General features: G+C 63.0%; 21 protein-coding genes, 1 tRNA gene and 2 rRNA genes (1 of these 24 running past the window's edge). 10 read left to right on the top strand and 14 right to left on the bottom strand.

The annotated features are described in order from the left end of the window. From G6N82_RS11140 to G6N82_RS11155, 4 genes are all read left to right on the top strand, one after another. Nucleotides 1-1083: ribosomal RNA gene (locus tag G6N82_RS11140) — 23S ribosomal RNA — on the top strand (it extends 1705 nt beyond the left edge of the window). 139 nt (nt 1084-1222) lie between these two features. Further along, nucleotides 1223-1337, top strand: a 5S ribosomal RNA gene (rrf, locus tag G6N82_RS11145). Nucleotides 1338-1436: 99 nt separating this feature from the next. Continuing rightward, a tRNA-Met gene (locus G6N82_RS11150) sits at nt 1437-1513 on the top strand. A 149-nt stretch (nt 1514-1662) separates the two neighbouring features. After that, nucleotides 1663-2850, top strand: a complete 1188-nt coding sequence (locus G6N82_RS11155; RefSeq protein ID WP_165196479.1) for an acyl-CoA dehydrogenase — start codon at nt 1663-1665, stop codon at nt 2848-2850. A 32-nt stretch (nt 2851-2882) separates the two neighbouring features. Here the strand turns inward: G6N82_RS11155 and G6N82_RS11160 are convergent, their stop codons facing one another. From G6N82_RS11160 to G6N82_RS11200, 9 genes are all read right to left on the bottom strand, one after another. Next, the gene (locus tag G6N82_RS11160) at nt 2883-3932 is read right to left on the bottom strand and encodes a methyl-accepting chemotaxis protein (protein ID WP_241255081.1); all 1050 of its coding nucleotides are present in this window, start codon (nt 3930-3932) and stop codon (nt 2883-2885) included. Then, nucleotides 3929-4684 (bottom strand): hypothetical protein, encoded by a 756-nt coding sequence (locus G6N82_RS11165; RefSeq protein ID WP_165196480.1) that lies wholly within the window; start codon nt 4682-4684, stop codon nt 3929-3931. Before G6N82_RS11165 ends, G6N82_RS11160 begins: the two co-directional genes overlap by 4 nt. Next, nucleotides 4681-6186: an EAL domain-containing protein gene (locus tag G6N82_RS11170; RefSeq protein WP_241255082.1), complete on the bottom strand. Its 1506-nt coding sequence runs from the start codon at nt 6184-6186 to the stop codon at nt 4681-4683. The genes G6N82_RS11165 and G6N82_RS11170 overlap by 4 nt, the downstream gene beginning before the upstream one ends. Nucleotides 6187-6336: 150 nt before the next feature. Beyond that, nucleotides 6337-7188, bottom strand: a complete 852-nt coding sequence (locus tag G6N82_RS11175) for a protein-glutamate O-methyltransferase CheR (RefSeq protein ID WP_165196481.1) — start codon at nt 7186-7188, stop codon at nt 6337-6339. Next, nucleotides 7179-8291, bottom strand: coding sequence for a chemotaxis-specific protein-glutamate methyltransferase CheB (cheB, locus tag G6N82_RS11180; RefSeq protein WP_241255083.1), 1113 nt, complete (start codon nt 8289-8291; stop codon nt 7179-7181). The genes G6N82_RS11175 and cheB overlap by 10 nt, the downstream gene beginning before the upstream one ends. 11 nt (nt 8292-8302) lie before the next feature. Further along, nucleotides 8303-8668 carry a response regulator gene (locus G6N82_RS11185; RefSeq protein ID WP_165196482.1) on the bottom strand — a complete coding sequence of 122 codons (366 nt, stop codon included), beginning with the start codon at nt 8666-8668 and terminating at the stop codon, nt 8303-8305. Between the two features lie 52 nt (nt 8669-8720). Continuing rightward, nucleotides 8721-9161, bottom strand: a complete 441-nt coding sequence (locus G6N82_RS11190) for a chemotaxis protein CheW (RefSeq protein ID WP_165196483.1) — start codon at nt 9159-9161, stop codon at nt 8721-8723. Continuing rightward, nucleotides 9158-11518 carry a chemotaxis protein CheA gene (locus G6N82_RS11195; protein ID WP_165196484.1) on the bottom strand — a complete coding sequence of 787 codons (2361 nt, stop codon included), beginning with the start codon at nt 11516-11518 and terminating at the stop codon, nt 9158-9160. Before G6N82_RS11195 ends, G6N82_RS11190 begins: the two co-directional genes overlap by 4 nt. 63 nt (nt 11519-11581) lie before the next feature. After that, nucleotides 11582-12925, bottom strand: coding sequence for an MATE family efflux transporter (locus G6N82_RS11200; protein WP_165196485.1), 1344 nt, complete (start codon nt 12923-12925; stop codon nt 11582-11584). A gap of 135 nt (nt 12926-13060) precedes the next feature. On the opposite strand from G6N82_RS11200, the gene G6N82_RS11205 reads away from it, so the two are divergent. Then, nucleotides 13061-13615, top strand: a complete 555-nt coding sequence (locus G6N82_RS11205) for a (2Fe-2S)-binding protein (RefSeq protein WP_165196486.1) — start codon at nt 13061-13063, stop codon at nt 13613-13615. 3 nt (nt 13616-13618) lie between these two features. Here G6N82_RS11205 and G6N82_RS11210 read toward each other — a convergent pair whose 3' ends face one another. Then, nucleotides 13619-15730: a TonB-dependent siderophore receptor gene (locus tag G6N82_RS11210; RefSeq protein WP_165196487.1), complete on the bottom strand. Its 2112-nt coding sequence runs from the start codon at nt 15728-15730 to the stop codon at nt 13619-13621. A 164-nt stretch (nt 15731-15894) separates the two neighbouring features. Here G6N82_RS11210 and arsC point away from each other — a divergent pair, with 164 nt between their 5' ends. Continuing rightward, nucleotides 15895-16236, top strand: coding sequence for an arsenate reductase (glutaredoxin) (gene arsC / locus G6N82_RS11215; RefSeq protein WP_165196488.1), 342 nt, complete (start codon nt 15895-15897; stop codon nt 16234-16236). Here arsC and G6N82_RS11220 read toward each other — a convergent pair. Beyond that, entirely contained in the window at nt 16233-17612 is a 1380-nt protein-coding gene (locus tag G6N82_RS11220; RefSeq protein ID WP_165196489.1) for an MFS transporter, read from the bottom strand. The two genes, arsC and G6N82_RS11220, sit on opposite strands and share 4 nt — an antisense overlap. Before the next feature lie 100 nt (nt 17613-17712). Between G6N82_RS11220 and G6N82_RS11225 the strand changes: the two genes are divergently transcribed. Continuing rightward, nucleotides 17713-18357 (top strand): methyltransferase domain-containing protein, encoded by a 645-nt coding sequence (locus tag G6N82_RS11225; RefSeq protein WP_165196490.1) that lies wholly within the window; start codon nt 17713-17715, stop codon nt 18355-18357. Between the two features lie 6 nt (nt 18358-18363). On the opposite strand, the gene G6N82_RS11230 is transcribed toward G6N82_RS11225, so the two are convergent. Continuing rightward, the gene (locus tag G6N82_RS11230; protein WP_165196491.1) at nt 18364-19185 is read right to left on the bottom strand and encodes a glycerophosphoryl diester phosphodiesterase membrane domain-containing protein; all 822 of its coding nucleotides are present in this window, start codon (nt 19183-19185) and stop codon (nt 18364-18366) included. Nucleotides 19186-19266: 81 nt separating this feature from the next. Between G6N82_RS11230 and lipB the strand changes: the two genes are divergently transcribed. Both lipB and G6N82_RS11240 read left to right on the top strand, forming a co-directional pair. After that, nucleotides 19267-19941: a lipoyl(octanoyl) transferase LipB gene (lipB, locus tag G6N82_RS11235; protein ID WP_165198193.1), complete on the top strand. Its 675-nt coding sequence runs from the start codon at nt 19267-19269 to the stop codon at nt 19939-19941. Continuing rightward, nucleotides 19929-20228, top strand: a complete 300-nt coding sequence (locus G6N82_RS11240) for a hypothetical protein (protein WP_165196492.1) — start codon at nt 19929-19931, stop codon at nt 20226-20228. Before lipB ends, G6N82_RS11240 begins: the two co-directional genes overlap by 13 nt. A gap of 5 nt (nt 20229-20233) precedes the next feature. On the opposite strand, the gene G6N82_RS11245 is transcribed toward G6N82_RS11240, so the two are convergent. Continuing rightward, the gene (locus G6N82_RS11245) at nt 20234-21340 is read right to left on the bottom strand and encodes an alkene reductase (protein WP_165196493.1); all 1107 of its coding nucleotides are present in this window, start codon (nt 21338-21340) and stop codon (nt 20234-20236) included. Between the two features lie 86 nt (nt 21341-21426). Between G6N82_RS11245 and G6N82_RS11250 the strand changes: the two genes are divergently transcribed. Continuing rightward, nucleotides 21427-22326, top strand: coding sequence for a DMT family transporter (locus G6N82_RS11250; protein WP_165196495.1), 900 nt, complete (start codon nt 21427-21429; stop codon nt 22324-22326). Here G6N82_RS11250 and nadA read toward each other — a convergent pair. Next, nucleotides 22323-23309 (bottom strand): quinolinate synthase NadA, encoded by a 987-nt coding sequence (gene nadA, locus G6N82_RS11255; protein WP_165196497.1) that lies wholly within the window; start codon nt 23307-23309, stop codon nt 22323-22325. The genes G6N82_RS11250 and nadA overlap by 4 nt on opposite strands. Nucleotides 23310-23373: the final 64 nt, after the last annotated feature.

Consider the following 23373-nt stretch of genomic DNA (forward strand, 5'->3'; position numbering starts at 1 on the left):
TCTGCTAAGTCGGCTTCAAGACGACGTATAGGGTCTGACGCCTGCCCGGTGCTCGAAGGTTAAGAGGAGGAGTGCAAGCTCCGAATTGAAGCCCGAGTAAACGGCGGCCGTAACTATAACGGTCCTAAGGTAGCGAAATTCCTTGTCGGGTAAGTTCCGACCTGCACGAATGGCGTAACGACTTCCCCACTGTCTCCAGGATATGCTCAGCGAAATTGAATTCTCCGTGAAGATGCGGAGTACCCGCGGTTAGACGGAAAGACCCCGTGCACCTTTACTGCAGCTTCAGAGTGGCATTAGGAAAGAGTTGTGTAGCATAGGTGGGAGGCTTTGAAGCGACGGCGCCAGCTGTCGTGGAGCCATAGGTGAAATACCACCCTGCTGTTTTCTGATGTCTAACCAGCTACCGTTATCCGGTAGTGGGACCCTCTGTGGCGGGTAGTTTGACTGGGGCGGTCGCCTCCTAAAGAGTAACGGAGGCGCGCGATGGTAGGCTCAGGACGGTTGGAAACCGTCTGCAAGAGTGCAATGGCATAAGCCTGCCTGACTGCGAGACTGACGAGTCGAGCAGAGACGAAAGTCGGTCATAGTGATCCGGTGGTCCCTCGTGGAAGGGCCATCGCTCAACGGATAAAAGGTACGCCGGGGATAACAGGCTGATGATTCCCAAGAGCTCATATCGACGGAATCGTTTGGCACCTCGATGTCGGCTCATCACATCCTGGGGCTGGAGCAGGTCCCAAGGGTTTGGCTGTTCGCCAATTAAAGTGGTACGTGAGCTGGGTTCAGAACGTCGCGAGACAGTTTGGTCCCTATCTGCCGTGGGCGTCGATACTTGAAAGGAGTTGCCCCTAGTACGAGAGGACCGGGGTGAACATACCTCTGGTGTACCTGTCATCCTGCCAAGGGTGCCGCAGGGTAGCTATGTATGGACGGGATAACCGCTGAAAGCATCTAAGCGGGAAGCCTCCCTTAAGATTAGGTATCTTCGAACCGTCGTAGACCACGACGTTGATAGGCTGGGTGTGGAAGCGCAGTAATGCGTGGAGCTAACCAGTCCTAATAGTTCTGATCGCGCTTGATGAATCCCACCATCAATGACAGCCCTGCACTTGCAGGCTGGCGTTGAGGAGGAGGATCCTCTCATGCCAGATCAAGCCCACCCCCTCAGCAATGAGGGAATAAGCTGCATCGATTTAACCCGTACTCGCCTGCTTCATTGCTTGGTGACCATAGCGTCTGTGACCCACCCGATCCCATCTCGAACTCGGCCGTGAAACCGGATAGCGCCGATGGTACTAACGTCTAAGCGTTGGAAGAGTAGGTCGTCGCCAGGCATTGCAGCCGGCGAGTGCGCGGAAAAAACCCATTCACAAGTCGAAGGGCTGACCCATAAGGGCGGCCCTTTTGGCGTCTTTGACGCCGACGCTCGGTATCGCGGGGTGGAGCAGCCCGGTAGCTCGTCAGGCTCATAACCTGAAGGTCGTTGGTTCAAATCCAACCCCCGCAACCAGCCCTCAAGACAACCCATCAAGCCTCGCTTTTGCGGGGCTTTTTTGTTGTGCTGCCCCCTCGTCGCCATCGAGCCTGCCCAAATCGCGAGGTGGCACGTTCTCCTGCGCTACCTATTGCCTGAAGCAAGACATTCGAAGGGATAGGCAGATGAGCGAAGTTTCCGGTGAAGCGCGGTCTGTCGCAGCGCAGGTCGAGCGGTTCGTCCGGGAAGTTGTTGCGCCCTATGAGCGCGATCCGCGGTGCGGCAGCCACGGACCGTCGGACGCGCTTGGCGCCGAGCTGCGAGAAAAGGCGCGCGCAGCCGGCTTGCTCGTCCCGCATATCCGCGACGACGGTTCGCATTTCAACCACCGCGAAACGGCGCTGATCCTGCGGGCGAGCGGGCTATCCCCGCTCGGGCCGATCGCCTGCCACGTCATGGCACCCGATGAAGGCAATATGTATCTGCTTGGCAAGGTCGGCAGTCCGCAGATCAGGGAGCGCTTCCTGGCACCGCTGGTGGCGGGTAACGCCAGGTCCGCATTCTTCATGACCGAACCTGCCGCAGAAGGCGGCGCGGGATCGGATCCTTCGTTGATGCAGACCACTTGCCGGCGCGATGGCAATCACTGGGTGATCAACGGCCGCAAGGCGTTCATTACCGGGGCCGAAGGGGCGCGGGTGGGGATCGTCATGGCCAAGTCTGTAGAGCCGGACACGCAAGGCGGCGCCTGCATGTTCCTGGTCGACCTGCCCGATCCGGCAATCCGGATCGAGCGCGTGCTGGAAACGATCGACAGTTCGATGCCCGGCGGACATGCCGTGATCGCGATCGACAATTTGCGCGTTCCCGCTGACCAGATGCTGGGAGAGGCGGGTGAAGGTTTCAAATATGCCCAGGTGCGCCTCGCTCCCGCGCGGCTCACCCACTGCATGCGCTGGCTGGGCCTGGCCGATCGTGCACAGGAAATCGCCACCGATTATGCCTGCCGCCGCGATGCCTTCGGCAAGAAGCTGATCGACCATGAGGGCGTCGGCTTCATGTTGGCGCAGAACCGGATAGACCTGAAGGCATGCGAGCTGATGATCGACTGGTGCGCGGGCGTGCTCGACACGGGCGATCTGGGGACCACGGAAAGCTCGATGGCCAAGACCTTCGTCGCTGAAACGCTGTTCCAGGTGGCGGACCGCTGTGTCCAGGCGATGGGCGGTACGGGCGTTACCGGCGACACGATCGTCGAACAATTCTTCCGCGAAGTCAGGGCTTTCCGTATCTATGACGGCCCAACCGAGGTCCACAAATGGAGCCTCGCGAAAAAGATCAAGCGCGAATGGCGCGAAGCACAGGGTGATTGACCGGGCGCGTTCCGCCGATCACGCGACTGGTCTTAGCCTTCGCGGACCTTCTTCAGGAATTCATGCACCTGGCTACGCAGGGTCGATGCCTGTTCTTCGAGATCGGTCGATGAGGACAGGACTTGCGAGGCCGCCGTGCCGGTCGAAAGCGACAGCTCGCGTACATCATCGATGTGGCTGGAAACGGCGTCGGTCGCGCGGGCAGCCATGTCGATGCTGCGCGCGAGGTCCTGCCCGGCAACCGATTGCTGATCCACTGCCGACGCAATAGAGACCGCGGTCGCTTCCAGTTGCTCGACCTGCCTGGCAATGCTGCGCAAGGCGCCGACGCTGGCGCCGGTCGTATCCTGCATGGCGCGAATCTGCTCTGCCACCTTTTCGGTCGCACGGCTGGTCTGCATCGCCAGTTCCTTGACCTCGGAAGCGACCACTGCAAAGCCGCGTCCCGCCTCGCCGCCACGCGCCGCTTCGATCGAGGCGTTGAGGGCGAGCAAATTGGTACGCTGGGCGATGGTCTTGATCAGCTCGACGATCTGGCCAACTTCCTCTGCCGAATGGGCCAGTGCGGAGATGGTCGCGTCCGCCTTGCCGGCAGACAGGCTCGCTTCGCGCGCCAGCTCGGCCGACGATGCCGCCTGGCGGCTGATCTCGCCAATCGACATCGCAAATTCGTCACTGGCTGCAGCCGCCGCCGTCGCGCCGGCATTCGCGTCATCCATCGATTTCGAGACGAGCGCCGTCTGCCGGGTCGATTCCTCGGCGGTCTTCGCCATTGCGGCCGCAGTCGTCTGGAGCTGGCTGGAAGCGGCGGCAACACCGCCCACGACATCGCCTACGGTCCGTTCGAACTGGTCGGCGAATTCGCGCAGCATGTGGGATTTCTCCAATCGGGCCTTTTCGCGGGCTTCGAGTTCCGCCGTGGCGCGCTCGGCGCGTTCCTTGGCCCAATGCTCCAACTTGATATTGGCGCGCTTGAACAATGCCAGCGCGCGCAACATTTCCCCGATCTCGTCCTTGCGCTCGATCCCGTCGATCTCGAAGTACCGGTTGCCTTTGGCCAGCATGGTCATGCCGCCGGTCACTTCCGCGACCTTTGGGCGAAATCGCGTGACAGGTATCGCAGGCCAAATACCATGACCGCTGCAGCCAAGGCTGTAACGGCGATGAAGATCTTGATCATGTTGAAGAAATAGTCGAGGCCTGACTGCTCGATGCGGCTGGCGGCGAGTGACAAATCCTGCTCGAAATTGCTCGACAGCGCGAACAGTGCATCGCCCTGCACCGAAAGTTCGCTGGCGAGAGCGGTCGATCTCCCGTTCCGCCCGTCCTGTGCCAAATTGGCGCGCAGCTCTTCGAACTTGGCGTTATAGGCGGCCATAGTGGCGCCCAGCTCGTCAACCCGGCCGCTGAATTCGGGCACGCGCCGGTCAATCGTTTCGCCGATTCCCTCGATCCTCTCGCGTGCCTTGGCGAAGCTCTCCTGCTGACGTTCAAGCGCGGCCTGTTCCGAACCCAAGACATAGCGCACCGAGTTGTAACGCAATTCGCCATTGATGCTGCGCAGATCGGCTGAGGCTTGCACCGCACCCTGAACCTCTGCGTGCAATTGATAGCGTTCGTAAAGCTGGGCCAGGCCAATGCCCAGGACCAGCGACATGATCGCCATTATCAGCAGGAACGATCCGAACACCGCGCGGATCTTGCCCGCCAGCGGCAAGTCATGGAACCAGGCCTTGAAACCACGGCGGCCTTGCGGCTGCGCCAGCGCGCTTTCGACTATGTCGGAAGCTGTTTCGGCCTGGAGTTGCTTGGCAACGTCTTCGATCGCACTCATGCGGCACCTTTATGGATCTGCTGCACCGGCTGGCTCTCAGCCGCTATTTGTAAATGCTGGGCGACTTGGACGGCCGGCATGGCCTTGAAATACAGCCAGCCCTGGATCTGGTCGCAACCGGCGATGCGCACCATGTCAGCCTGTTCCTGTGTTTCGACGCCTTCTGCCGCGACATCCATTTTCAGCGCGCGGGCGACCGTGATGCTGGAAAGCATCATGGCGCGCGAGCCCTCGTCTTTCCCGGCATCGACTACCAGCGAACGGTCGAGCTTGAGCTTTTCGAAACGGAACTGCCGCAGGAAACCGATCGAGGCATAGCCGGTGCCGAAATCGTCGAGCGAAATATTGACGCCGAAGCTGCGGATAACGTCGAGGTTGCGTTCTGCCACCACGGGATCGAGCACCAGGCAGGTCTCGGTGATTTCCAGCTCGAGCCGCTCGGGCGGAAAGCCGGTTTCCTCAAGGATCTGGCCAAGCTGGACAGGAAAATCGGAATTGCGCAGCTGTGCTGCGGATATATTTACCGACAGCATTATTTCGCCCCAGGCCAGCGCGTCGGTGCACGCCCGGCACAGCACCCACACGCCGATCTCGTTGATCAGGCCGGATTCCTCGGCGACGGGAATGAAAATATGCGGCCCGATCTGCTGGCCGTCGGGCCGGTTCCAGCGGATCAGCGATTCCACCGCCACGATGACGCGCGTTTCAGCGTCAACCAGCGGCTGGTAATGCAGCACGAATTCCTCGTTGGCGAGCGCGCGGCGGAGCTCGGTGTCGAGTTCGCGCTGCGCCTCGCGGTTGCGGTCGAGGTCTTCGATGAACCAGGTGCAGCGCATCTTGCCTGCCCGCTTCGAGGAATACATGGCGACGTCGGCACGGCGCAGCAGTTCGGAAGATCCGAGCCGTTCGCGTCCATTGTCGCGTGACAGGCCGATGCTCGCACCGACCATGATTTCATCCTCGCCCACGATCATTGGCTTGGCCAGACGCTCAAGGATCTGTCGGCAAATCCCCTCCAGGATATTGCCGGCGACCGGCCCCCTCATCGACAGCGCGAATTCGTCGCCACTCAGGCGATAGCACCGTGCCTCATCGGCACATACCTCGCTGATGATCGCTGCGCAGTCACGGATCAGCTGATCGCCCACCAGATGGCCGTAATGGTCGTTGACCTGCTTGAAGCTGTCGAGGTCGATCAGCGCGATCGCAATCTCCTCACCCGCAACGTGGAACTGGTCGATATCGCGATGCAAGGCGCGGCGACTGGGCAACTGGCTGAGCATGTCGGTATCGGATGCGCGGTCTCCCGCCGATAAGGGCATGCGGATCGAGCCGCGACGGGCGAGGTAGAGCGCGATGGCAGCTGCGAGCACGACTGTCGCCACCATTGAAACGTCATCCAGCTTTGGCCAGATGGTCTGCCCGTTGAAGGTAAGCACCGTCGCCGCACCAAGCAACCCGGCCAGCGGCATCGCCAGCCAGGGCACCCTGATGCTTTGCACTCGTTGCCAATCCAGCTTCAACATGGCCCCCTTTGGCGCGAATTCGCGCAATATCCCCGGATTAGCCTGCATTCGCTAAGGAAGCGTAAACCCGATATTTACCTTGAAAACGGCGCCTTCACGGCGCTTTGCACGGTTCGACCTGCAGCTTCACCGCGCCAGGGCAAGCACCTGCTGCGCGGGCACCGGTTGCGGTGCATAGAGGCTTGTGAAGCCTTCGGACGGGGCAAACAGTTCGGTCTGGCCGACAACGGTTTCCCCGGCGCCCAGTATCAGGAATCCATCATCCGCGACGGCCTGGCGTAGCCGGGCGAAAGCCTGCTTGCGGGTCTCTCCATCGAAATAGAGCAGGACATTGCGGCACAGGACAAGGTCGAACGGCTGGCGACCTGGGGGTGGTTGCAGCACATTGTGCCGCTCGAACCGGACGATCGCGCGGGTATCCGCATGCAGCTGCCAGCCCGAAGCAGTTTCATCGAAATGATCCAGCATCTGCCGCACGCTCAAGCCGCGCTGCACTTCGAACTGGCTGTAATGCCCGCTCCGCGCGGTCTGGATCACCGATGCCGATATGTCGGTGCCAAGGATGTCGATCGACCATCCTTCCCATTGCGCCGCCTGCTCGGCGAACTGGATCGCCAGCGAATGGACTTCTTGCCCGGTCGAACAGCCGGCGCACCAGATCTGCAGCCTGCGACGGTCGGCGCGCCGCTGCGCCAGTTTGGGGAAGATGCCGGCCGGCAGCTGGTCAAACGTCGGCTTGTCGCGAAAGAAATAGGTCTCGTTATTGAGCAGCGCTTCGACGACATCCTGTTCGAGGCTCGAATCCCTGCCGGTCGCGAGCAGGCACGCCAGCTGGTCGACGTTGGAGATGCCGCGCTCGCGGAACACGCGCGACAGCGCCGTTGCGACCCGCCAGCGGCGGGACTCGGTAAGCTGCTGGCCGGTGTGCTCCGCCAGCAGGTCGGCAATCAGTTCCAGCGCGGGGCTGTTCACTTCCATGCCGCGACCCCGGTGAACTCGATGATCTTTCCGACCAGTTGCGCGGGCGGCAATGCGAGTGACGCTATGCCTTCCCTGACCACTGCGCCAGGCATGCCCCACACTGCCGAGCTTGCCTGGTCCTGCGCGATCACGGTCCCGCCAGCCGCGACGAGCTGCGCCGCGCCCTCAACCCCGTCGCGCCCCATGCCGGAAAGGATCACGGCAATTGCGTGACCGCCCAGATTTTCGGCGAGGCTGGCCAGCATCGGATCGACCGAGGGCAAGCATCCGCTGCGGGCCGGGGCTGATGATACGCTGGTTATCAGCCGCTCACCCCGCCGTTCGACCAGCATGTGTCCGCGCCCGGTGGCAATGGCAATGTCTCCCGGGCCGATGATTGCCCCATCTTCTGCAATCACGGTGCGCCGGGCGGCGACCGTTTCCATCTGCCGCGCGAAAACGGAGATAAAGCTGGCAGGCAGGTGCTGCGTGATCAGGATCGGCAAGTCGAAGCCGCGCGGCAGGCCGCGCAAGATCGTGTTGAGCCCCTGGATCGCCCCGGTCGAGCCGCCAATCGCCAGCACTTCAGGCTGTCGGGCGCGCAACGCCTTTACAGCAGTCGTCGCTTTGCCCGCGGCTGTTGGTATGGCTGTATCGCCCGCGTCGCTGCCACCCAGCGCATGGATCCTTGCGAGCAATGCGCTGCGATAGGATGCGTCGAACTGGCCCGGACCCGGCTTGGCCATGGTATCGGCGGCGCCCATCGCCAATGCAGTGAGCGTGTGTTCGGCGCCATCCTCGGTCAGTGAGGAGACCACGAGGACCTGAGCCCTTGACGCTACCTCCAGCATGCGCGGCAAGGCCTCAAGCCCGCCCATCCCGGGCATTTCAAGGTCCAGCAGGATGACATCGACCGGTTTGCTGCGCAGGATCGCAATGGCACGCTCGGCATTGCTGGCGGTGGTTACCAGCGCCAGCGCCGGATCATCTTCGATCAGGCGCGAAAATGCGGTTCGCACGGTAAGCGAATCATCGACCACCATCACGCGGATCGGCTGCCCCGCCGGCCTGCGTGAGCGAAGCGGGAAAGCCGAGGTGGGGGAGGAAGCGCGCGGCTCCATCGCACCAGGCCTCAGTTGAAGCCGACCAGCTGCAGTTTGATCTGGAGTGTCTCGTGGTCGAAGGGTTTCATCACATATTCGTCTGCCCCGGCGCTGATTGCCTGGCGGATGTGAGCCACATCGTTTTCAGTGGTGCAGAAAACGACCTTGGGCTTGTCGCCACCTGGGCGCTGGCGCAGCTGGGTGATGAATTCGATCCCGCTCATGACCGGCATGTTCCAGTCGAGCAGGACGACATCGGGCATGCGTTCCTCGCAGCGGTCCAGACCTTGCTTGCCGTCCTCGGCTTCGTCGACGGTAAAGTCGAGCGTTTCGAGAATATGTCTCGATACCCGGCGGATCACCCGCGAATCGTCAACGATCAGACACGTTTTCATGCAAACCCCTTTTTGTGGTCTCCGTGATAGAGCGAACCCGTAAATATTTACCTTAAGCTGCGTCGGCGTGCCTAGCCGGCGCTTCAATCAGCGCCGCAATATCGAGCAGGAGCATTGGCCCAAGGTCGGTTTCGACCATGCCATGCGCGACCCGGTCCCACATCTTCCCAAAGCCGCCGGGAAGGTTTTGCGGATCGTCATGGGCCGTCGCGACATCGTCAATCGCATCGATCAGCAGGGCGTAGGCGTGCCCATCGACCTGGACCACAGCGGCGCGGCTTTCGCTGTGCCATTCGGTTGGGGCTTCCCCCACGGCCACGCGGCAGTCGATCACGGTTAGCGCCTGGCTGCGCAAGGCGGTGATTCCCAGCACATGGGGCGGTGCCAGCGGCACAGGCGTGATCTCGGTCATCTCGATCACCGAACGTACGTCTTCGGAACGGAAGGCGCATTTGCGCCCGGCGACTTCGGCCAGGACGACCAGGCGGTTCATGCTGCAATCCCCCTGCTGGCCGCTCGCAGCGCCTTGAGCACGCCGTCGCGATCATAGCGATAGATCGATCCGGCGAGATCTTCGTCACTGGCGTGAACGTCAGGCAGGCTGCGCAAGCGGACGATTGCGGCCTTCTCTGCGGGGGCAGTCTGCGCATCGATCACTATTGCCACATCGGCCGAAGCGGCATCTTTGGCCAGGCGATACCCCGCCGCCTTGACCAACGGCGCCAGGATGGCCTGCGCCCAGTCGCCGGTTGGCAGATGGCACGTCAGCGCCGAGATCGGGCGGGGTACCGCCCCGTGCCGCGCGAACAGGGTGTGCCCGTCAACAACAGGGACCGGTTTGCCATCGACCAGTGCCATTCCTTCGATCGCCGGATCGTCGCGCGATGGGGCCAGTTCGCTGGCCAGCGGAACGGCATCTTCCACCTTGGCGACGGCATAGAGCACTTCGCTCGTGCCATCGGACAGGCGCAACATCCTGACTTGCGGCACATTTTGCGGCACGGCGTCCATGCCAACCATCGGCACGATTTCGCCATCGATCACCGCTTGCGGTGCGGCCATGCCGAAATCGATCGCATCGCAAGGCACGGTTTCGATGCGGTGCACCAGTTCCAGCCTCACGCCGCGGCGGATTCCGTCCCAGCCGCGGAACAGCATGATAAGTTCAGGGGGTGCAGCGGCTTCGGCAGCAGGCCGGCGCTCGAAGGTCAGCGCCTTGAATTCGCGCGAGTGATCCAGCAAGCCGTGCAGCTCGGCAATATTGGGGATGTCGAGCATCAGGATCGGGCGCCCGTTGTCGAGCAGTGTCGAGCCGGCGAATACGCGGCTGCGCATGACGGCGGGGGCCAGCGGCTTGACCACCAGGTCAGCGTGATTGTGGATTGCGTCTACGGCCAGCGCAAACAGGTCGCCCTGGGCGAGTTTCAGCATGACGAGCACTTTGCCTTTCCCGGTATCGGGCTCGTCGAGCTTCAGTACTTGCGCCAGGTGCAGGCAGGGGACGCGCTGCCCGCGGAAGCTGACCATGCCGGCATCACCGACAACGGCCCGTTCCAGCCCGGCTGCCTCGCCATGGACGATTTCCTCGACGAAGCCCTGCGGGATAGCGAAATGCTGTCCGGCCGCCTCCACCGTGATCCCCGCGATAATGCTGAGGGTCAGGGGAATGCGCAGAGTGAACTGGCTGCCGATCCCTGGCTCGCTCGCCACTTCAATCGCCCCGCCGACCTTTTCCAGATTGGCCCGTACGACGTCCAGGCCGACGCCGCGACCGGACACTGCAGTGATCTGTTCCGCAGTCGACAGGCCCGGTGCGAACACGAATTGCAGGATCTCGTCGCGCGTCATGGCCTTGAGCTCGCTGCGCGACACCAGACCGGCCTCGACCGCCTTTGTGGCAATACGATCCTGATCGAGGCCTTTGCCATCGTCGCTGATCACGATCGAAATGGTGTTGCCGGACTGGCGCGCGGCGATGGTGAGCAGGCCGAACTCGCGCTTGCCGGATTTGAGCCGCGTAGCGGGCGGTTCGAAACCGTGGTCGATCGCATTGCGGATGATATGCGTCATCGGATCGCGGATCATTTCGATCATCTCGCGGTCCAGCTCGACATCGCCGCCGTCGATATCGAGCATCACTTGCTTGCCCAGCTCGCCAGAAAGGTCGCGCACCAGCCGGGGAAAGGCGCTAAACAGGTGGTCGATCCGTTGCATCCGCATCCGGGTCACAGCGTCGCGGACATCGGTGAGGATCGATGTCAGCCGCTCGAACGGGCCATCGATGGTCGGCTGGGTACCTGCTTCGCGCAGGCGATGGGCCAGGTCGTTGCGTGCCAGAACCATGTCGGACACGCCGCTCATTACCCGGTCGAGCAGATCTACCGGCAAGCGGATCGAGCGCGGCGTGGCGGAAGAGCTTGCGTTTGCCGGGGCGCCCGACCGATCAGGCACCGGCGCTGGAGCGATTGCGACAGCTTCGCCAGCTTCGTCGGCAAGCGCAGCGATCAGCTCGTCATCGCCACCTTCGGGAAAATCATCCCCGGCGTCGAGCGCGTCGACCATCTGCGAAATCCGGTCGATGATCGCCAGCACGGCGGAAACCAGCGGGGCGTCAGCTTCGCGGCGGCCCTTGCGCACATCGGCCAGCGCGTCTTCGGCGGTGTGGCTCAAGCGTTCAAGGCGCGGCAGATCGAAGAAGCCGCAATTGCCTTTTACGGTGTGGACGAAGCGGAAAATCGTATCGAGCCGCGCGCGATCGGCCGGATCGGCTTCCCAGGCGATCATCTCACCTGCGATTGCCTCCAGCAGTTCGCGCGTTTCCTCGATGAAATCCGCCAGCAGGTCGTCCATCACTCCAGCCCTTGGTTCCGGCCACTTGGCTGAACTCTATGAGCGAAGATGGTTAACGAAGCGTCACTTGTGCCCTGGCCGGCGCATCACGCGCCACACCAGGAAGCCTGCCAAAAGCCCGCCAGCGAGGTTCGCCGCCAGCTCCGCCGCATAGATCGCCGCAGGCCCGGCAAATGCGCGCGCCAGCCACCCCAATGGCAGCATCACCAGAAATACCCGCATGAAAGATTGCAGCAGCGCGTGGTTGGCCTTGCCGAGGGCATTGAGCGCACCATTGGCAACGATCAGTACGCCGAAACCGGCATAACCCCAGGCGGCGATCCGCAAATAGCTGGAAAACTCGGCATTCACCTGTGGGTCGTCGCTGAAAAAGTCGGCGAACCACGGCCCGCCCCATGACAGGAGCGCGGCAGTGACGAGCCCGTAACCCACGCAGAACAGGCCGGCGAGCCACATCGCTTCACGCGCGCGGCCATATTCCTTGGCGCCCCAGTTCTGCCCTACGATCCCGCCGATCGCGCCGGACAGCGCGAGCAGCGGGACGACTGCAAAGCTCTGCACCCGGCCGGCGGCGCCAAACCCGGCGACCGCTGCCGCGCTTTCCGATGCGATTAGCGCGGTCAGCACCGACAGCCCCACCGGATTGATCGAGTTTGATAGCGCCGCCGGGCCTGCCACGCGCAGGATCGCGGCAGAGGATTCAGCGATATTGCATTGGCGCAGCAGCACCAGATTGATCGGCAGTGCGGCGCGCCGGACCAGCCACAGCGCCACGCCAACGCCGATCGCCCAGCCGATGATCGTGGCATAGGCCGCGCCGGGCATGCCGAAGCCCTCAAAGCCGAAAGCGCCGGTAATCAGGATCGGGTCGAGCACCCAGTTCGCCGCCGCATAGCTGATCGAGACGATCGAGGTCTTGCGCGCCTCACCCTGGCCGCGCAGCACGCCATTGATCCCCATGATGGCCATCATCAGCGGGAAACCGAGCGCGAAGGGCTGCATATAGCTGCGGATCAGCGGCAATTCGCGCGGGGATGCTTCCATTAGCGTGAACAGCGGATCGAGCAGCAAGAACAATAGCCCGCCGACGATCACGCCGGCCAGCACCGCCAGCACGATCCCGAAGTTGGCGCGGCGCGCGGCGCGATCGTCATCGCCTTCGCCCAGCGCGCGGGCGATCACCGAGTTGATGCCGACCATCATGCCCACGCCCAGGCTGGTGATGGCCACGCTGATCGGGAAGATGAAGGAAATCGCAGCCAGCGCATCGCTGCCCAACTGGCCGATGAAATAGGCATCGACGAGGCCGATCGACATGACCGCGGCGACCCCGATGATCATCGGCAAGGTTTGCGTGACGAGATGCCCGCGGATCGATCCGCGCGTCAGTTTGGCGTTCTCGCTCATACAGGCCGGACTAATCGAGAAGAGCGACATGGCAAGGCGAAACTTGTGAGAGTGGGGGCAAGGTCGGCTTGTGCGGTACCCGCGTGCATGCGATAGGCCGCGCACGTTCTGATCGCCGAGGGAAGCCGCGCATCCATGCCGCGCATGACTGTCAACGACCGTCCGGTTGAATTCGAGATGGCCCCGGATACGCCGCTGCTGTGGGCGTTGCGCGATGCGGCCAACCTTACCGGCACCAAATATGGCTGCGGCACGGGCGACTGCGGAGCCTGCATGGTGCTGGTCGACGGGGCAGCGCTGCGCAGCTGCCTGGTGACCATTGCCGAGGCGGAAGGGCGCTTTATCACCACGATCGAAGGCCTGTCGCGCGACCGGTCGCATCCGGTGCAACAGGCGCTCGTTGCCGAGCAAGCGATCCAGTGCGGTTTCTGTACGCCCGGGATTGCCATCGCCGCTGCCGCGCTGCTGCAAGGCAACGCCAACCCCAGCGAAGCGGAGATCAAGGCCGCGATCCCCAATCTCTGCCGCTGCGGGGTCTATCCGCGGCTGGTGCGGGCAATCCAGCGGGCCGGGCGGGTTGCGCGGCGGGTGGAGACGATCAGTGCCGCTCCACCCCCCGGTATAAGTACGGAAGATGCCGCGCGGGTGGTGCCGGCCTTGCGACCGGCACAAGCGACGGACGGCGACTAGCCGTTAGAGCTTTACGCGCACACCCAGCCGCGCACTCAGCGGACGGCCCGGCTGGATGTTGTTGTCACCATGCGCGCTGGGGAAATAGTTCGCGTCGAACAGATTCTCGACATTGAGCTGCAGCGACAGCCGCTCGCTCACCGTGTAATAGGCTGCGGCATCGACCCGCAGGTAATCGGGCAGGGTCACCGCATTGCTGAAGCTGGCGAACTGCTCATCCTGATAGATCACGCCCAGGCCCAACCCGAAACTGTCCGAGAAATCATAGCGGGTCCAGGCACTGATCTGGTGTTCGGGTAGCTGCTGCAGTCGCAGGCCCTCGGCGCCAAAGCTGCTGGTACTGGTGATTTCGCCGTCAAGATAAGTGTAGCCGATATTGGCCTGCCAGCGCGGCGTGATTTCGCCCACCAGGTTGAACTCCAGCCCCTTGGTCCGGCTTTCGCCAACCAGCGCTGTGAGCGAGGGATCCAGCGGATCGGGGCCCTTGGTATTGGTCCGGTCAAGCTGGAACACGGCGGCAGTCACGAACAGCTTTTCGCTCGGCGCCCATTTTACGCCCAATTCGTAATTGGTGAACTTCTCTGGCGCAAAGGCGGCATCGCCTGGTGATAGCAGGAAGAACTGGTCGCCAGCCTGCGGCAGGAAGCTAGTAGCATAGCTGGCATAGAGCGACAGTTGCGGGTTGGGCTTCACCACCAGGCCGAAGCGCGGGCTGACTTTCTCGTCCACCCGGTCGCCGCGATTGCCATTGAGCTGCTCGATCGTCCTGAGGTCGAAACGGTCCCAGCGCAGGCCAGCGATCAGTTGCAAATGTTCGCCGATGTCAATCTGGTCCTGCAAATAGGCGGAGAACACTTCCAGTTCGCTGTCGCGGTCACGCACCGGGCCGGTCAGGCTGATCGCCGGAAAGGCGAAGATATCGGTCAGCGCAGTGGTGAAGCGGCTGGTGGTGCCGCCCGTGCCATTGGCAAACAGCGAGTTGCTGCGGCCGTTGTTCGAATCCTGCCAGCTGGCTTCAACCCCGGCCAGGACCATGTGCTGAAGTGCGCCGGTGTCCAGCTCCCACACAAGGTTCGCCTGCGCGATCCAGTTCTGGCGGGTCTGAGTGTCGCGATAGCCAGAGAACTGCACGTCCGCCCCGCCATTGCGCAAGCCGTCGGGCACGATGTTCTGGTAGGCCTTGTCGTAGTCGGCAAATTGCAGCGTGGCATTGGCGGTAAGACTGCTGGAGAACTCGTGATCGATCCGCGCGCGGGCAATGTGGACCCTGGAATCGGTGTCGTTGAAATCCGGATCGCCGAACAGCGTGTCGCGGAAACCGCGCAACGGGCCGCTGCCGTCGGCCGGAAGGCCGCGATCGACCAGCCGCTGGTCTTCGTCGTAGGAATAGGTCGCGGTCAGGCGGGTTGCCTCGCCCAGGTCAACCGTGACGGTGGGCGAAATGCCGATGAAATGGCCGCTGTAGAAATCGCGGTTGCTGTCGAATTCCTCATAGGTGGCATTGAGGCGCGCTGCGGCGACGCCGGACAGCGTGGTGTTGACGTCACCCGAGAGCGAGAATGCGCCGAACGTGTCGACCGATGCGTCGACTTCGGCTTCGAACCCGTTGATGCGCGCGGTCTTGCTGACGCGGTTGATCACGCCGCCACCGCCGCCGCGCCCGAAGATCAAGGCATTGGCGCCCTTGAGTACTTCGACACGCTCGATGTTGTAGAGCGAACGATAATATTGCGCGTCATCGCGCAGCCCGTCGAGATAGAAGTCAGCGGTGGTTTCCTGCCCGCGAATGAAGATCTCGTCACGGTGGCCTTCGCCGGTTTCGATGCTGATCCCCGGCACATAGCGCAGCGCTTCGCCCAGCTGCCGGATCGACTGGTCCTCCAGCTGGTCCTCGGTCACGAAAGTGATCGTTTGCGGCACATCGATCACCGGGGTGGGGGTCTTGGTACCGGTCGAGCCGTCGTCCTCGGCATAGCCCTGGCGCTCGCCGGTTACGATGATGCCTTCGGGAAGGTATTGCCGGTCCTGCTCGGCAGTGCTTTCCGCCGCGAGTGCCGTCGCCGGTGCAATCAGGGCTGCGCCTGCGAGCCAGAATGCCTTGCCGAGATGTTTCATGTAATCGTCCAATCGATTGAGTCGTGATCCGTGGGCACCCGCTATTGAGAATTATTCGCAAAAGCAACAGAGAAAGCGCACTTGCCCGAAAAAATGTCGCTCGCTAGGGCGCGCGAGCGAGCGGTACGCACCCCATGCGTGCGCTTTCGGAAGGAGAGTAGGCGATGAAGGCAACGATCTGGCACAACCCCAATTGCGGCACTTCGCGCAAGACGCTGGCGATCCTGGAAGAGGCTGGCGTGGATCTGACCGTGGTCGAATACCTCAAGACTCCGCCAACGGCAGAAAAGCTGGCGCAGCTTTATCGCGATGCCGGGATCAGCCCGCAGCAGGGTCTGCGCTTGCGCGGGACCGACGCCGCGGAGCGTGGCCTGCCGCAAGCGGGCGACGAGGTGGTGCTGGCGGCAATGGCATCCGATCCGATCCTGATCGAGCGACCGCTGGTCGAAACCGACAAGGGCGTGCGGCTGTGCCGACCGCAGGATGTGGTCCGCGAAATCCTCTAGCGCTGGTCGAGCATCAGATCGCGGTCGTGGGTCAGCTGGCGCCAGCCAAGCACGTAAACCGCCAGGCACAGCGCGCAGATCGCGGAAAAGCCGATCACCGGATGATGGCCGTAAAGCCACACCCCGATCGCTGGCGCGAAAACATAAGCCGCGCCATTGACCGAGGCTACCATGCCGCCGACCTGGCCCTGCTCCTTGCGGGTCACCGCCAGCGAAGCGCCTGACGTAAAGCCTGGTCGGTAAAGGCCGAAGCCAAGCGAAGCGATGGCGAAGCCCAGCGAAATGGCGTGCAGGTCATATGAAACCGCAAAGATAATGGTGCCCGTTGCTGCCAGCGCCACGCCCCACATGGTCGAGGCCCGCGGGCCGAGCTTCAGCATGGGGATCAGCCCCCATTGCGCCAGCAAAGTGGCAATCGCTCCTGCCATCAGCACAAGACCGATAGGCCCGGCTCCAGCAGTAGGGTCGCCGCGCAGGCCCAGCCGGTCGAGGATGAAGAAGCCGATGATGCCCAGCGTTGCCGCCTGTGCATGGCCGCCCAGCAGCCCGGCGATGAGCCAGGGACGCAGTCGGGGATCCTGCCATTTGAGGCGTGGAATGTCGCCTGCGCTGGGCGGTCCGCGGCCCTCGGCATCTGCGGGCGTGTCGTCGCTCTCGTCATCGCCCGCCAACGAGGAATTGGAGCTGGCGCTGAAGGGCGCAGCGACCACCACCCCTCGCGCGGCATAGCTCGGCGCGTCGTTCGGCAGGCGTAGCCGCAGCGCGACCAGCACGACTACCGCTATGGCGGCAAAGGCGAAAAATGGGCCGGGAAGGCCGACCGCAGGAAAGATCAGCAGCGGTGCAAGTGCCGGACCAATCACAGTGCCGAGGCCGAAACTGGAAGCAATGAGCGCGAGCGCTTGCGTCCGCTCGGCGCGCGGCGTGCGGCTGGCGACATAGGCCTGCACCGCTGGCGGCGCAGCCGAGCCAAACCCGCCGTAAAGGCTGCGCGCGGCGGCGAATAATATCAGCGTCGCGGTGGCTGACAGTAAGCCTGCAAGCCCGAACCACAGCATCAGGCCGCACAGCGCCATCGAGGCGATGAAGCCAACCAGGCCTACCGCCATCATCGATTTGCGCCCGCGATGGTCGGACCGGCGCGCCCAGAGCGGGGCGCAGATCACCCACAGCAGGGCCGACCAGGTATAGGCAAGGCTGATCCACACGTCCGCCACCCCCAGAGCCGTGCCGATCGACGGCATGACCGATTGCATCGCTGTATTGCCTGCCGCCGTTACCAGCATCACGGAAAACAGCAGCACCATCCGCCCGCGCGAGATGTGCGGCGCCTTGGGTAAGGAAGTTGAAAGGGGTGTTGGATCAAAGTCTGCCATGACGCTTCAGCGCTAGGCCAGCGGCGTAGCGCTTGCAATGCGCGGCTGCATCTGCGACTTCGCACCCTCCTTTGGCAGAAAGCGGGTTGGACCAAATTCCATGAATTCTACCGGAGTAGCAATCGAGCTGAGGCGCCGCCTGCGTGACCGGATGGCGCTCTATGCGGGGCAATGCGCGGTATTCTTTCGCGGATTCGTCGAGCACCCGCGGATGGTCGGCTCGATTATCCCGTCTTCGCGCTTCACTGTCCGCAAGATGCTGGAGCGGGTCGACTGGCGCAATTGCCGCCTGTTCGTGGAATATGGGCCGGGGATCGGCACCTTCTGCCGCCCGGTGCTGGAACGGCTGAGCGGCGATGCAACGCTGATCGTGATCGATACCAACCCGCTCTATATCGAGTATTTGCAGCGCACGATCCGCGACAAGCGGTTCCATGCGGTGCTGGGCTCCGCCGCCGATGTCGAGCAGATCATCGCCGATCACGGCTTCGACCATGCCGATTACATCCTCTCGGGCCTGCCGTTCTCGACCTTGCCTGCAGGTGTCGCACCGGCGATCGGCGCGGCGACGCACCGCGCGCTGAGGCCCGGTGGCGGCTTCCTGGTCTATCAGTTCACTGCCGCCTGCCTCGACTACATGCGCCCGCATTTCGCGCGGATCGATAGCGGCTTCGAATGGCTCAACATCCTGCCATGCAAGCTGTTCTGGGCGTGGAAGGGCGAGGCGGACCAGCCCGCCGGATAACCTCGGCTATTCGAACACTTCGCCGAGCGCTTCGGGCCGGTCACCTGCCAGTTGCTGGTGCACGCCGGCCAGCACCGCCAGGAAAATCACCACAAAGGCGGCGTTCGCCAGGCTGGCGACGATACCGTTGCCGATCAGTTCGATCTCTCCACCCATCGCCGCGAACACCACGCCCAGCACCATCGTGACCAGCAGCGAGACCACAATGACGGCAACGAACAGCAGCACAAAGAACAGGAACAGCCGGAAGCTGTTGCCCTTGGTAAGCCGCCATGACCGCGCGATCGCTGCGACCGGATTGAGAATGCCGTCAATCGCGATTGCGGGCATGATCAGCGAAAATTTGACCATCAGGTAGAAGATCAGCGGGAAGATCAGGAAGATGGCCAGCGCCGCAAAGATCGCGCCGCCCACCGAAACCACCAGCCCTACCGGCAGCGCCACGATCACGACAATGGCGATCGCGGCAAGGATATTGGTCACGAAATAGGACGGGAAAGCGGTTGCCCCCCGCTTGAGCGCATCGCCTAGCGTCGGCCGCGCGCGGTCGGTCAGCAGCACCAGCAGCGCCAGCGTGCCGATGCCCTGCATGACGAAGATGATCAGCATGACCCACCAGTAATCGGCATAGGTCTGCATAACCGCGTCCATCATCGCCTGCATGTCTTCCGGATTGCCCGCCTGCGGTGCCATTGCCTCGGGCATCAGCAGCGCACTGGCAAGATAGGGCAGGAAGAAGAACACCCCGGCAACCACCAGGATCACATCCTTGTTCTTGCCGATCAGACTGGTGGCCGTGTTCCAGGCCTGGCCCATGTCGAACTTCATCGTGCGTTCCCTTCCGGTCTCTCGCGCTGCATTTGCCCCTTGATAAGCGAGGCGATTGTCCCCACGCAATTGGCAATGGATATGCAAACCACAGATGTGATCGACTGGCGGCGCGAGGAGGGGCAGGTTCCCTATCGTGAAGCGCTGGCCGAGATGGAGCGCCGCAATGCCGCCATCGCGACGGGCGACGCGCGCGAACTGGTGTGGCTGCTAGAGCATCCGCCGGTCTACACTGCCGGGACCAGCGCCGCTTCCGACGAGCTTCTGGACCCGCGCTTCGAAGTGGTCGAGGCCGGGCGGGGCGGGCGCTATACGTATCACGGACCGGGGCAACGGGTAGGCTATGTGCTGCTCGACCTGACGAAGCGCGGCAAGGACGTGCGCTGCTTCGTCCATGGGATCGAACAATGGGTGATCGCCACGCTGGCCCTCTTCGGGGTGAAAAGCTGGGCCGTGGACGGGCGGGTCGGTATCTGGACCACCGATATCGACGGGCGCGAAGCCAAGATCGGCGCGATCGGCGTGCGGGTACGCCGCTGGGTGACGATGCACGGCTTCTCGGTAAACCTCGATCCTGACCTCAGCCATTTCACCGGCATCGTGCCGTGCGGGATCGAGGAATTCGGCGTCACCAGCCTGGCGCGTTTGGGCCTCGACATTTCACCGCAACAATGGGACGAGGCGCTGATTGCCGAAGCGCCGGGGTTCCTCGAACATCTGGCCCGGGTAAGTGGAAGGAATTCATGCGAAGCCTGACTCTTGTGTTCCTGCCCGCCGCGTTTGCGCTGGCGGCATGCGGCGACAGCGCTCTGCAACGCGACAACGACGCGCGCCGGGCCGAAGGCGAAGTGCTGGGCGGGACGATCAGCGACGAGATGCTGCCGCTTGACCAGATCCAGTCGCAATCGCCGATCCTGCGCGAGACGCCCGCAGCCCCGGGCGCCGAAGGCGAGGAAGGCGAAGAGGCAGATGATGCCGCTGCGGAGGAAAGCGACGGGGCTCCGCCGGCTGAGCCGGCAGAGCCTTCACAGCCGCAGGAATAGCCGGGTCAGGCGGTTGCCTGCTCTTCTTCCAGCGTTGGATAGTCGGTGTAGCCGGCCTCGCCCGGGAAGTACCAGCTCTTGGGCACATCCTTGTTGGGATTCCAGTGGGCGCCGACGCGGATCCGCTCGGCCAGGTCCGGGTTGGAGATATAGGGTCGCCCAAAGCTGACCGCGTCGCATTTCCCGCTTTCGATGTCGGCCACGGCCTGCTCGGCGGTGTAATCGCTGTTGAGCACCAGCGGGCCGGAATAGATTTCGCGGATCAGCGGGCTTTGCTTGGGCACATCGGTTCGGCCGAATGTGCCATCCGGGCCCGGCTCGCGCAGTTCGACAAATGCCAGGCCCAGCTCCTCGCAGACCTTGGCTGCGGCGCCAAAGGTTGCGGGCGGGTTGCTGTCATCGGTGCCCTGCGAATCGCCATTGGGGGACAGGCGGATGCCGACGCGATCCGCGCCCCACACATCGATGAGCACCTCCAGCACTTCGCGCATGAAGCGGGTGCGGTTTTCGGGTGAGCCGCCATATTCGTCGCTGCGATGGTTGGTTCCGTCGCGCAGGAACTGGTCGACCAGATAGCCATTGGCGCCATGCAATTGCACCCCGTCGAACCCGGCGGCCTTGGCGTTCAGTGCCGCCCGGCGATAGTCGGCAATGGTGCGCTTGATATCCTCATGCGTCATCTCGCGCGCAACCGCATATTCCTGCTTGCCCACCGGCGTATGCGCTTCGCCGGGTGCCTTGGTCGCGCTGGCGGAAAAGGGCGGCTCGCCGTCAAGGAAATACGGATGGACGATCCGGCCCATGTGCCACAGCTGCATCACGATCAGCCCGCCCTTGGCATGCACCGCTGCAGTCGAGGCCTTCCACGCTTCGGCTTGTTCGTCGCTCCAGATCCCGGGGGCAGAGGGCCAGCCCAGCCCTTCGCGGCTGATGCCCGTCGCTTCGGTCAGGATCAGGCCGGCGCCGGCCCGCTGGCCATAATAGGTCGCCATCAGATCATTGGGCACGAACATCGGTTCGGCGGCACGCCCGCGCGTGAGCGGAGCCATGAAAATGCGGTTCTTCGTGGTGAGTGCGCCGAGCCTGAGCGGCTGGAAAAGTGCGTCGTGCAAGGGGAAATCCTCTTTGGCTTGTCTGATTGCGATATGCACTTGGGGACGAACCGATTAAGGCGCAATGCTTGAAAAAGGGAAGGGGCATGGAAAAAGACGGGGGCCTGCAAGATGCGCTTGTCCAGCCGCGCCAATGGCTGCTGCTGCTGGCTTTGCTGGCAGGCAATGTCGCGCTGGCGCTGGGCCCCTGGTTCGTGCGGCTGGCCGATACCGGGCCCGTTTCTGCCGGCTTCTGGCGGCTATTCCTGGCACTGCCCTTTCTGGCGCTGTTCGCCCGGGCAAGCGGACAGGCACTGACCGGTATTCCCCGCCGCACCCTGGCGCTGGTGGCATTGGGGGCGGTCACCTTCGGGCTCGACCTGGCGAGCTGGCATGTCGGCATCGGGCTGACCCGGCTCGGCAATGCCACGCTGTTCGGAAATGCGGGCAGCATCGTGATGCTGTTCTGGGGCTTCATTGTGGCGCGCAGCCTGCCGCAGGGCAAGGAATGGATCGCGATTGTTTTCGCGCTGGCGGGCGCCGCAATCCTGATGGGGCGCAGCGCGGAAATTTCCACGGAGACGCTGGTGGGCGATCTGTTCTGCCTCACCGCCGGGCTGCTCTACGCAGTGTATCTGATCACCCTGCAGGGCGCGCGCCAGACGATCGGCAGCTGGAGCTTGCTGGTATGGGTCAGCATCTTCGCCTGCCCCGTGCTGCTGGCGCTGGCACTCGCGCTGGGGGAGCCGGTATGGCCGACGGACTGGGACCCGGTGGTGGGGCTGTTCATCGTCAGCCAGCTGATCGGGCAGGGGCTGCTGGTCTATGCCATGGGGCACTTTCCGCCGCTGGTGATCGGCCTTGCGCTACTGACCCAGCCGGCGGTGGCGGCGCTATATGGCTACAGCGCGTTCGGCGAAGTGCTGCTGCCGCTGGATATCATCGGGATGGTGTTGCTGGGCAGCGCGCTGGTGGTGGCTCGGGCGAGCCGGCCGGTTACGCGCTAAACTTTCCCCAGATCGCCTTTGCCAACGGTTCCAGCGGCCATTTCCAGCATCCGGTCGAGGCTCTTCTTGGCGGCGAGTCGCAGCTCTTCCTCGATCTCGATCCGCGGTTCCAGGTCGCGCAAAGCGACGTAAAGCTTCTCCATCGTGTTGAGCGCCATATAGGGGCAGATGTTGCAGCTGCAGTTGCCGTCCGCCCCAGGCGCGCCGATGAAGGTCTTTTCCGGCAGCGCCTTTTCCATCTGGTGCATGATGTGCGGCTCGGTCGCGACGATCAGCGTATCGCCTTCGAACTCCTTGGCGAATTTCAATATGCCGCTGGTCGAACCGACGTAATCGGCATGGTCGATGATCGAGGGCGGGCATTCGGGATGCGCGGCGACGGGCGCGCCCGGATATTGCTCTTTCAGCTTGAGCAGCTCGGTTTCGCTGAAGGCCTCGTGCACGATGCACACACCCGGCCACAACAGCATCTCGCGGTTGAACTTGCGGCTGAGATAGCCGCCCAGGTGCCGGTCAGGCCCGAAGATGATTTTCTGTTCGGGCGGGATCTGGGCAAGGATCGTCTCGGCGCTGGAACTGGTGACGATTACGTCGCTCAGCGCCTTCACCTCGGTCGAGCAATTGATGTAAGTCAGCGCGATGTGATCCGGATGCGCCTCGCGGAAGGCCTTGAACTTTTCCGGCGGGCAGCTGTCTTCCAGGCTGCAGCCGGCGTCCATGTCAGGCAGGATCACGATCTTTTGAGGGCTGAGGATCTTGGCGGTTTCGGCCATGAACTTGACCCCGCAGAACGCGATCACATCGGCATCGGTTTCCGCCGCACGCTTCGAAAGCTCCAGCGAATCCCCCACGAAATCGGCAATGTCCTGGATATCCGCCGTCTGGTAATAATGCGCCAGGATCACCGCGTTGCGCTCTTTGCGCAGCCGGTCGATCTCTGCCAGCAGGTCCTTGCCGGTGGGAACTTTGGTCTCGACGCTCATCAAACTCATCCGTCAGTTGCCGCTGGAGCCCATATAGGACCCCGGCGGCGATTTGCGAGCGGGT

The organism is Altererythrobacter sp. BO-6, from assembly GCF_011047315.1.
In the GTDB taxonomy this organism is placed as follows: Bacteria; Pseudomonadota; Alphaproteobacteria; order Sphingomonadales; family Sphingomonadaceae; genus Erythrobacter.

What these genes read in the sequence shown, in the direction of transcription:
- G6N82_RS11155 (WP_165196479.1), top strand. Translation starts at nt 1,663, where the DNA reads ATGAGCGAAGTTTCCGGTGAAGCGCGGTCTGTCGCAGCGCAGGTCGAG.
- G6N82_RS11165 (WP_165196480.1), bottom strand. Translation starts at nt 4,684, where the DNA reads ATGAGTGCGATCGAAGACGTTGCCAAGCAACTCCAGGCCGAAACAGCT.
- G6N82_RS11175 (WP_165196481.1), bottom strand. Translation starts at nt 7,188, where the DNA reads ATGGAAGTGAACAGCCCCGCGCTGGAACTGATTGCCGACCTGCTGGCG.
- cheB (WP_241255083.1), bottom strand. Translation starts at nt 8,291, where the DNA reads ATGGAGCCGCGCGCTTCCTCCCCCACCTCGGCTTTCCCGCTTCGCTCA.
- G6N82_RS11185 (WP_165196482.1), bottom strand. Translation starts at nt 8,668, where the DNA reads ATGAAAACGTGTCTGATCGTTGACGATTCGCGGGTGATCCGCCGGGTA.
- G6N82_RS11190 (WP_165196483.1), bottom strand. Translation starts at nt 9,161, where the DNA reads ATGAACCGCCTGGTCGTCCTGGCCGAAGTCGCCGGGCGCAAATGCGCC.
- G6N82_RS11195 (WP_165196484.1), bottom strand. Translation starts at nt 11,518, where the DNA reads ATGGACGACCTGCTGGCGGATTTCATCGAGGAAACGCGCGAACTGCTG.
- G6N82_RS11200 (WP_165196485.1), bottom strand. Translation starts at nt 12,925, where the DNA reads ATGAGCGAGAACGCCAAACTGACGCGCGGATCGATCCGCGGGCATCTC.
- G6N82_RS11205 (WP_165196486.1), top strand. Translation starts at nt 13,061, where the DNA reads ATGCCGCGCATGACTGTCAACGACCGTCCGGTTGAATTCGAGATGGCC.
- G6N82_RS11210 (WP_165196487.1), bottom strand. Translation starts at nt 15,730, where the DNA reads ATGAAACATCTCGGCAAGGCATTCTGGCTCGCAGGCGCAGCCCTGATT.
- arsC (WP_165196488.1), top strand. Translation starts at nt 15,895, where the DNA reads ATGAAGGCAACGATCTGGCACAACCCCAATTGCGGCACTTCGCGCAAG.
- G6N82_RS11220 (WP_165196489.1), bottom strand. Translation starts at nt 17,612, where the DNA reads ATGGCAGACTTTGATCCAACACCCCTTTCAACTTCCTTACCCAAGGCG.
- G6N82_RS11225 (WP_165196490.1), top strand. Translation starts at nt 17,713, where the DNA reads ATGAATTCTACCGGAGTAGCAATCGAGCTGAGGCGCCGCCTGCGTGAC.
- G6N82_RS11230 (WP_165196491.1), bottom strand. Translation starts at nt 19,185, where the DNA reads ATGAAGTTCGACATGGGCCAGGCCTGGAACACGGCCACCAGTCTGATC.
- lipB (WP_165198193.1), top strand. Translation starts at nt 19,267, where the DNA reads ATGCAAACCACAGATGTGATCGACTGGCGGCGCGAGGAGGGGCAGGTT.
- G6N82_RS11240 (WP_165196492.1), top strand. Translation starts at nt 19,929, where the DNA reads ATGCGAAGCCTGACTCTTGTGTTCCTGCCCGCCGCGTTTGCGCTGGCG.
- G6N82_RS11250 (WP_165196495.1), top strand. Translation starts at nt 21,427, where the DNA reads ATGGAAAAAGACGGGGGCCTGCAAGATGCGCTTGTCCAGCCGCGCCAA.
- nadA (WP_165196497.1), bottom strand. Translation starts at nt 23,309, where the DNA reads ATGAGCGTCGAGACCAAAGTTCCCACCGGCAAGGACCTGCTGGCAGAG.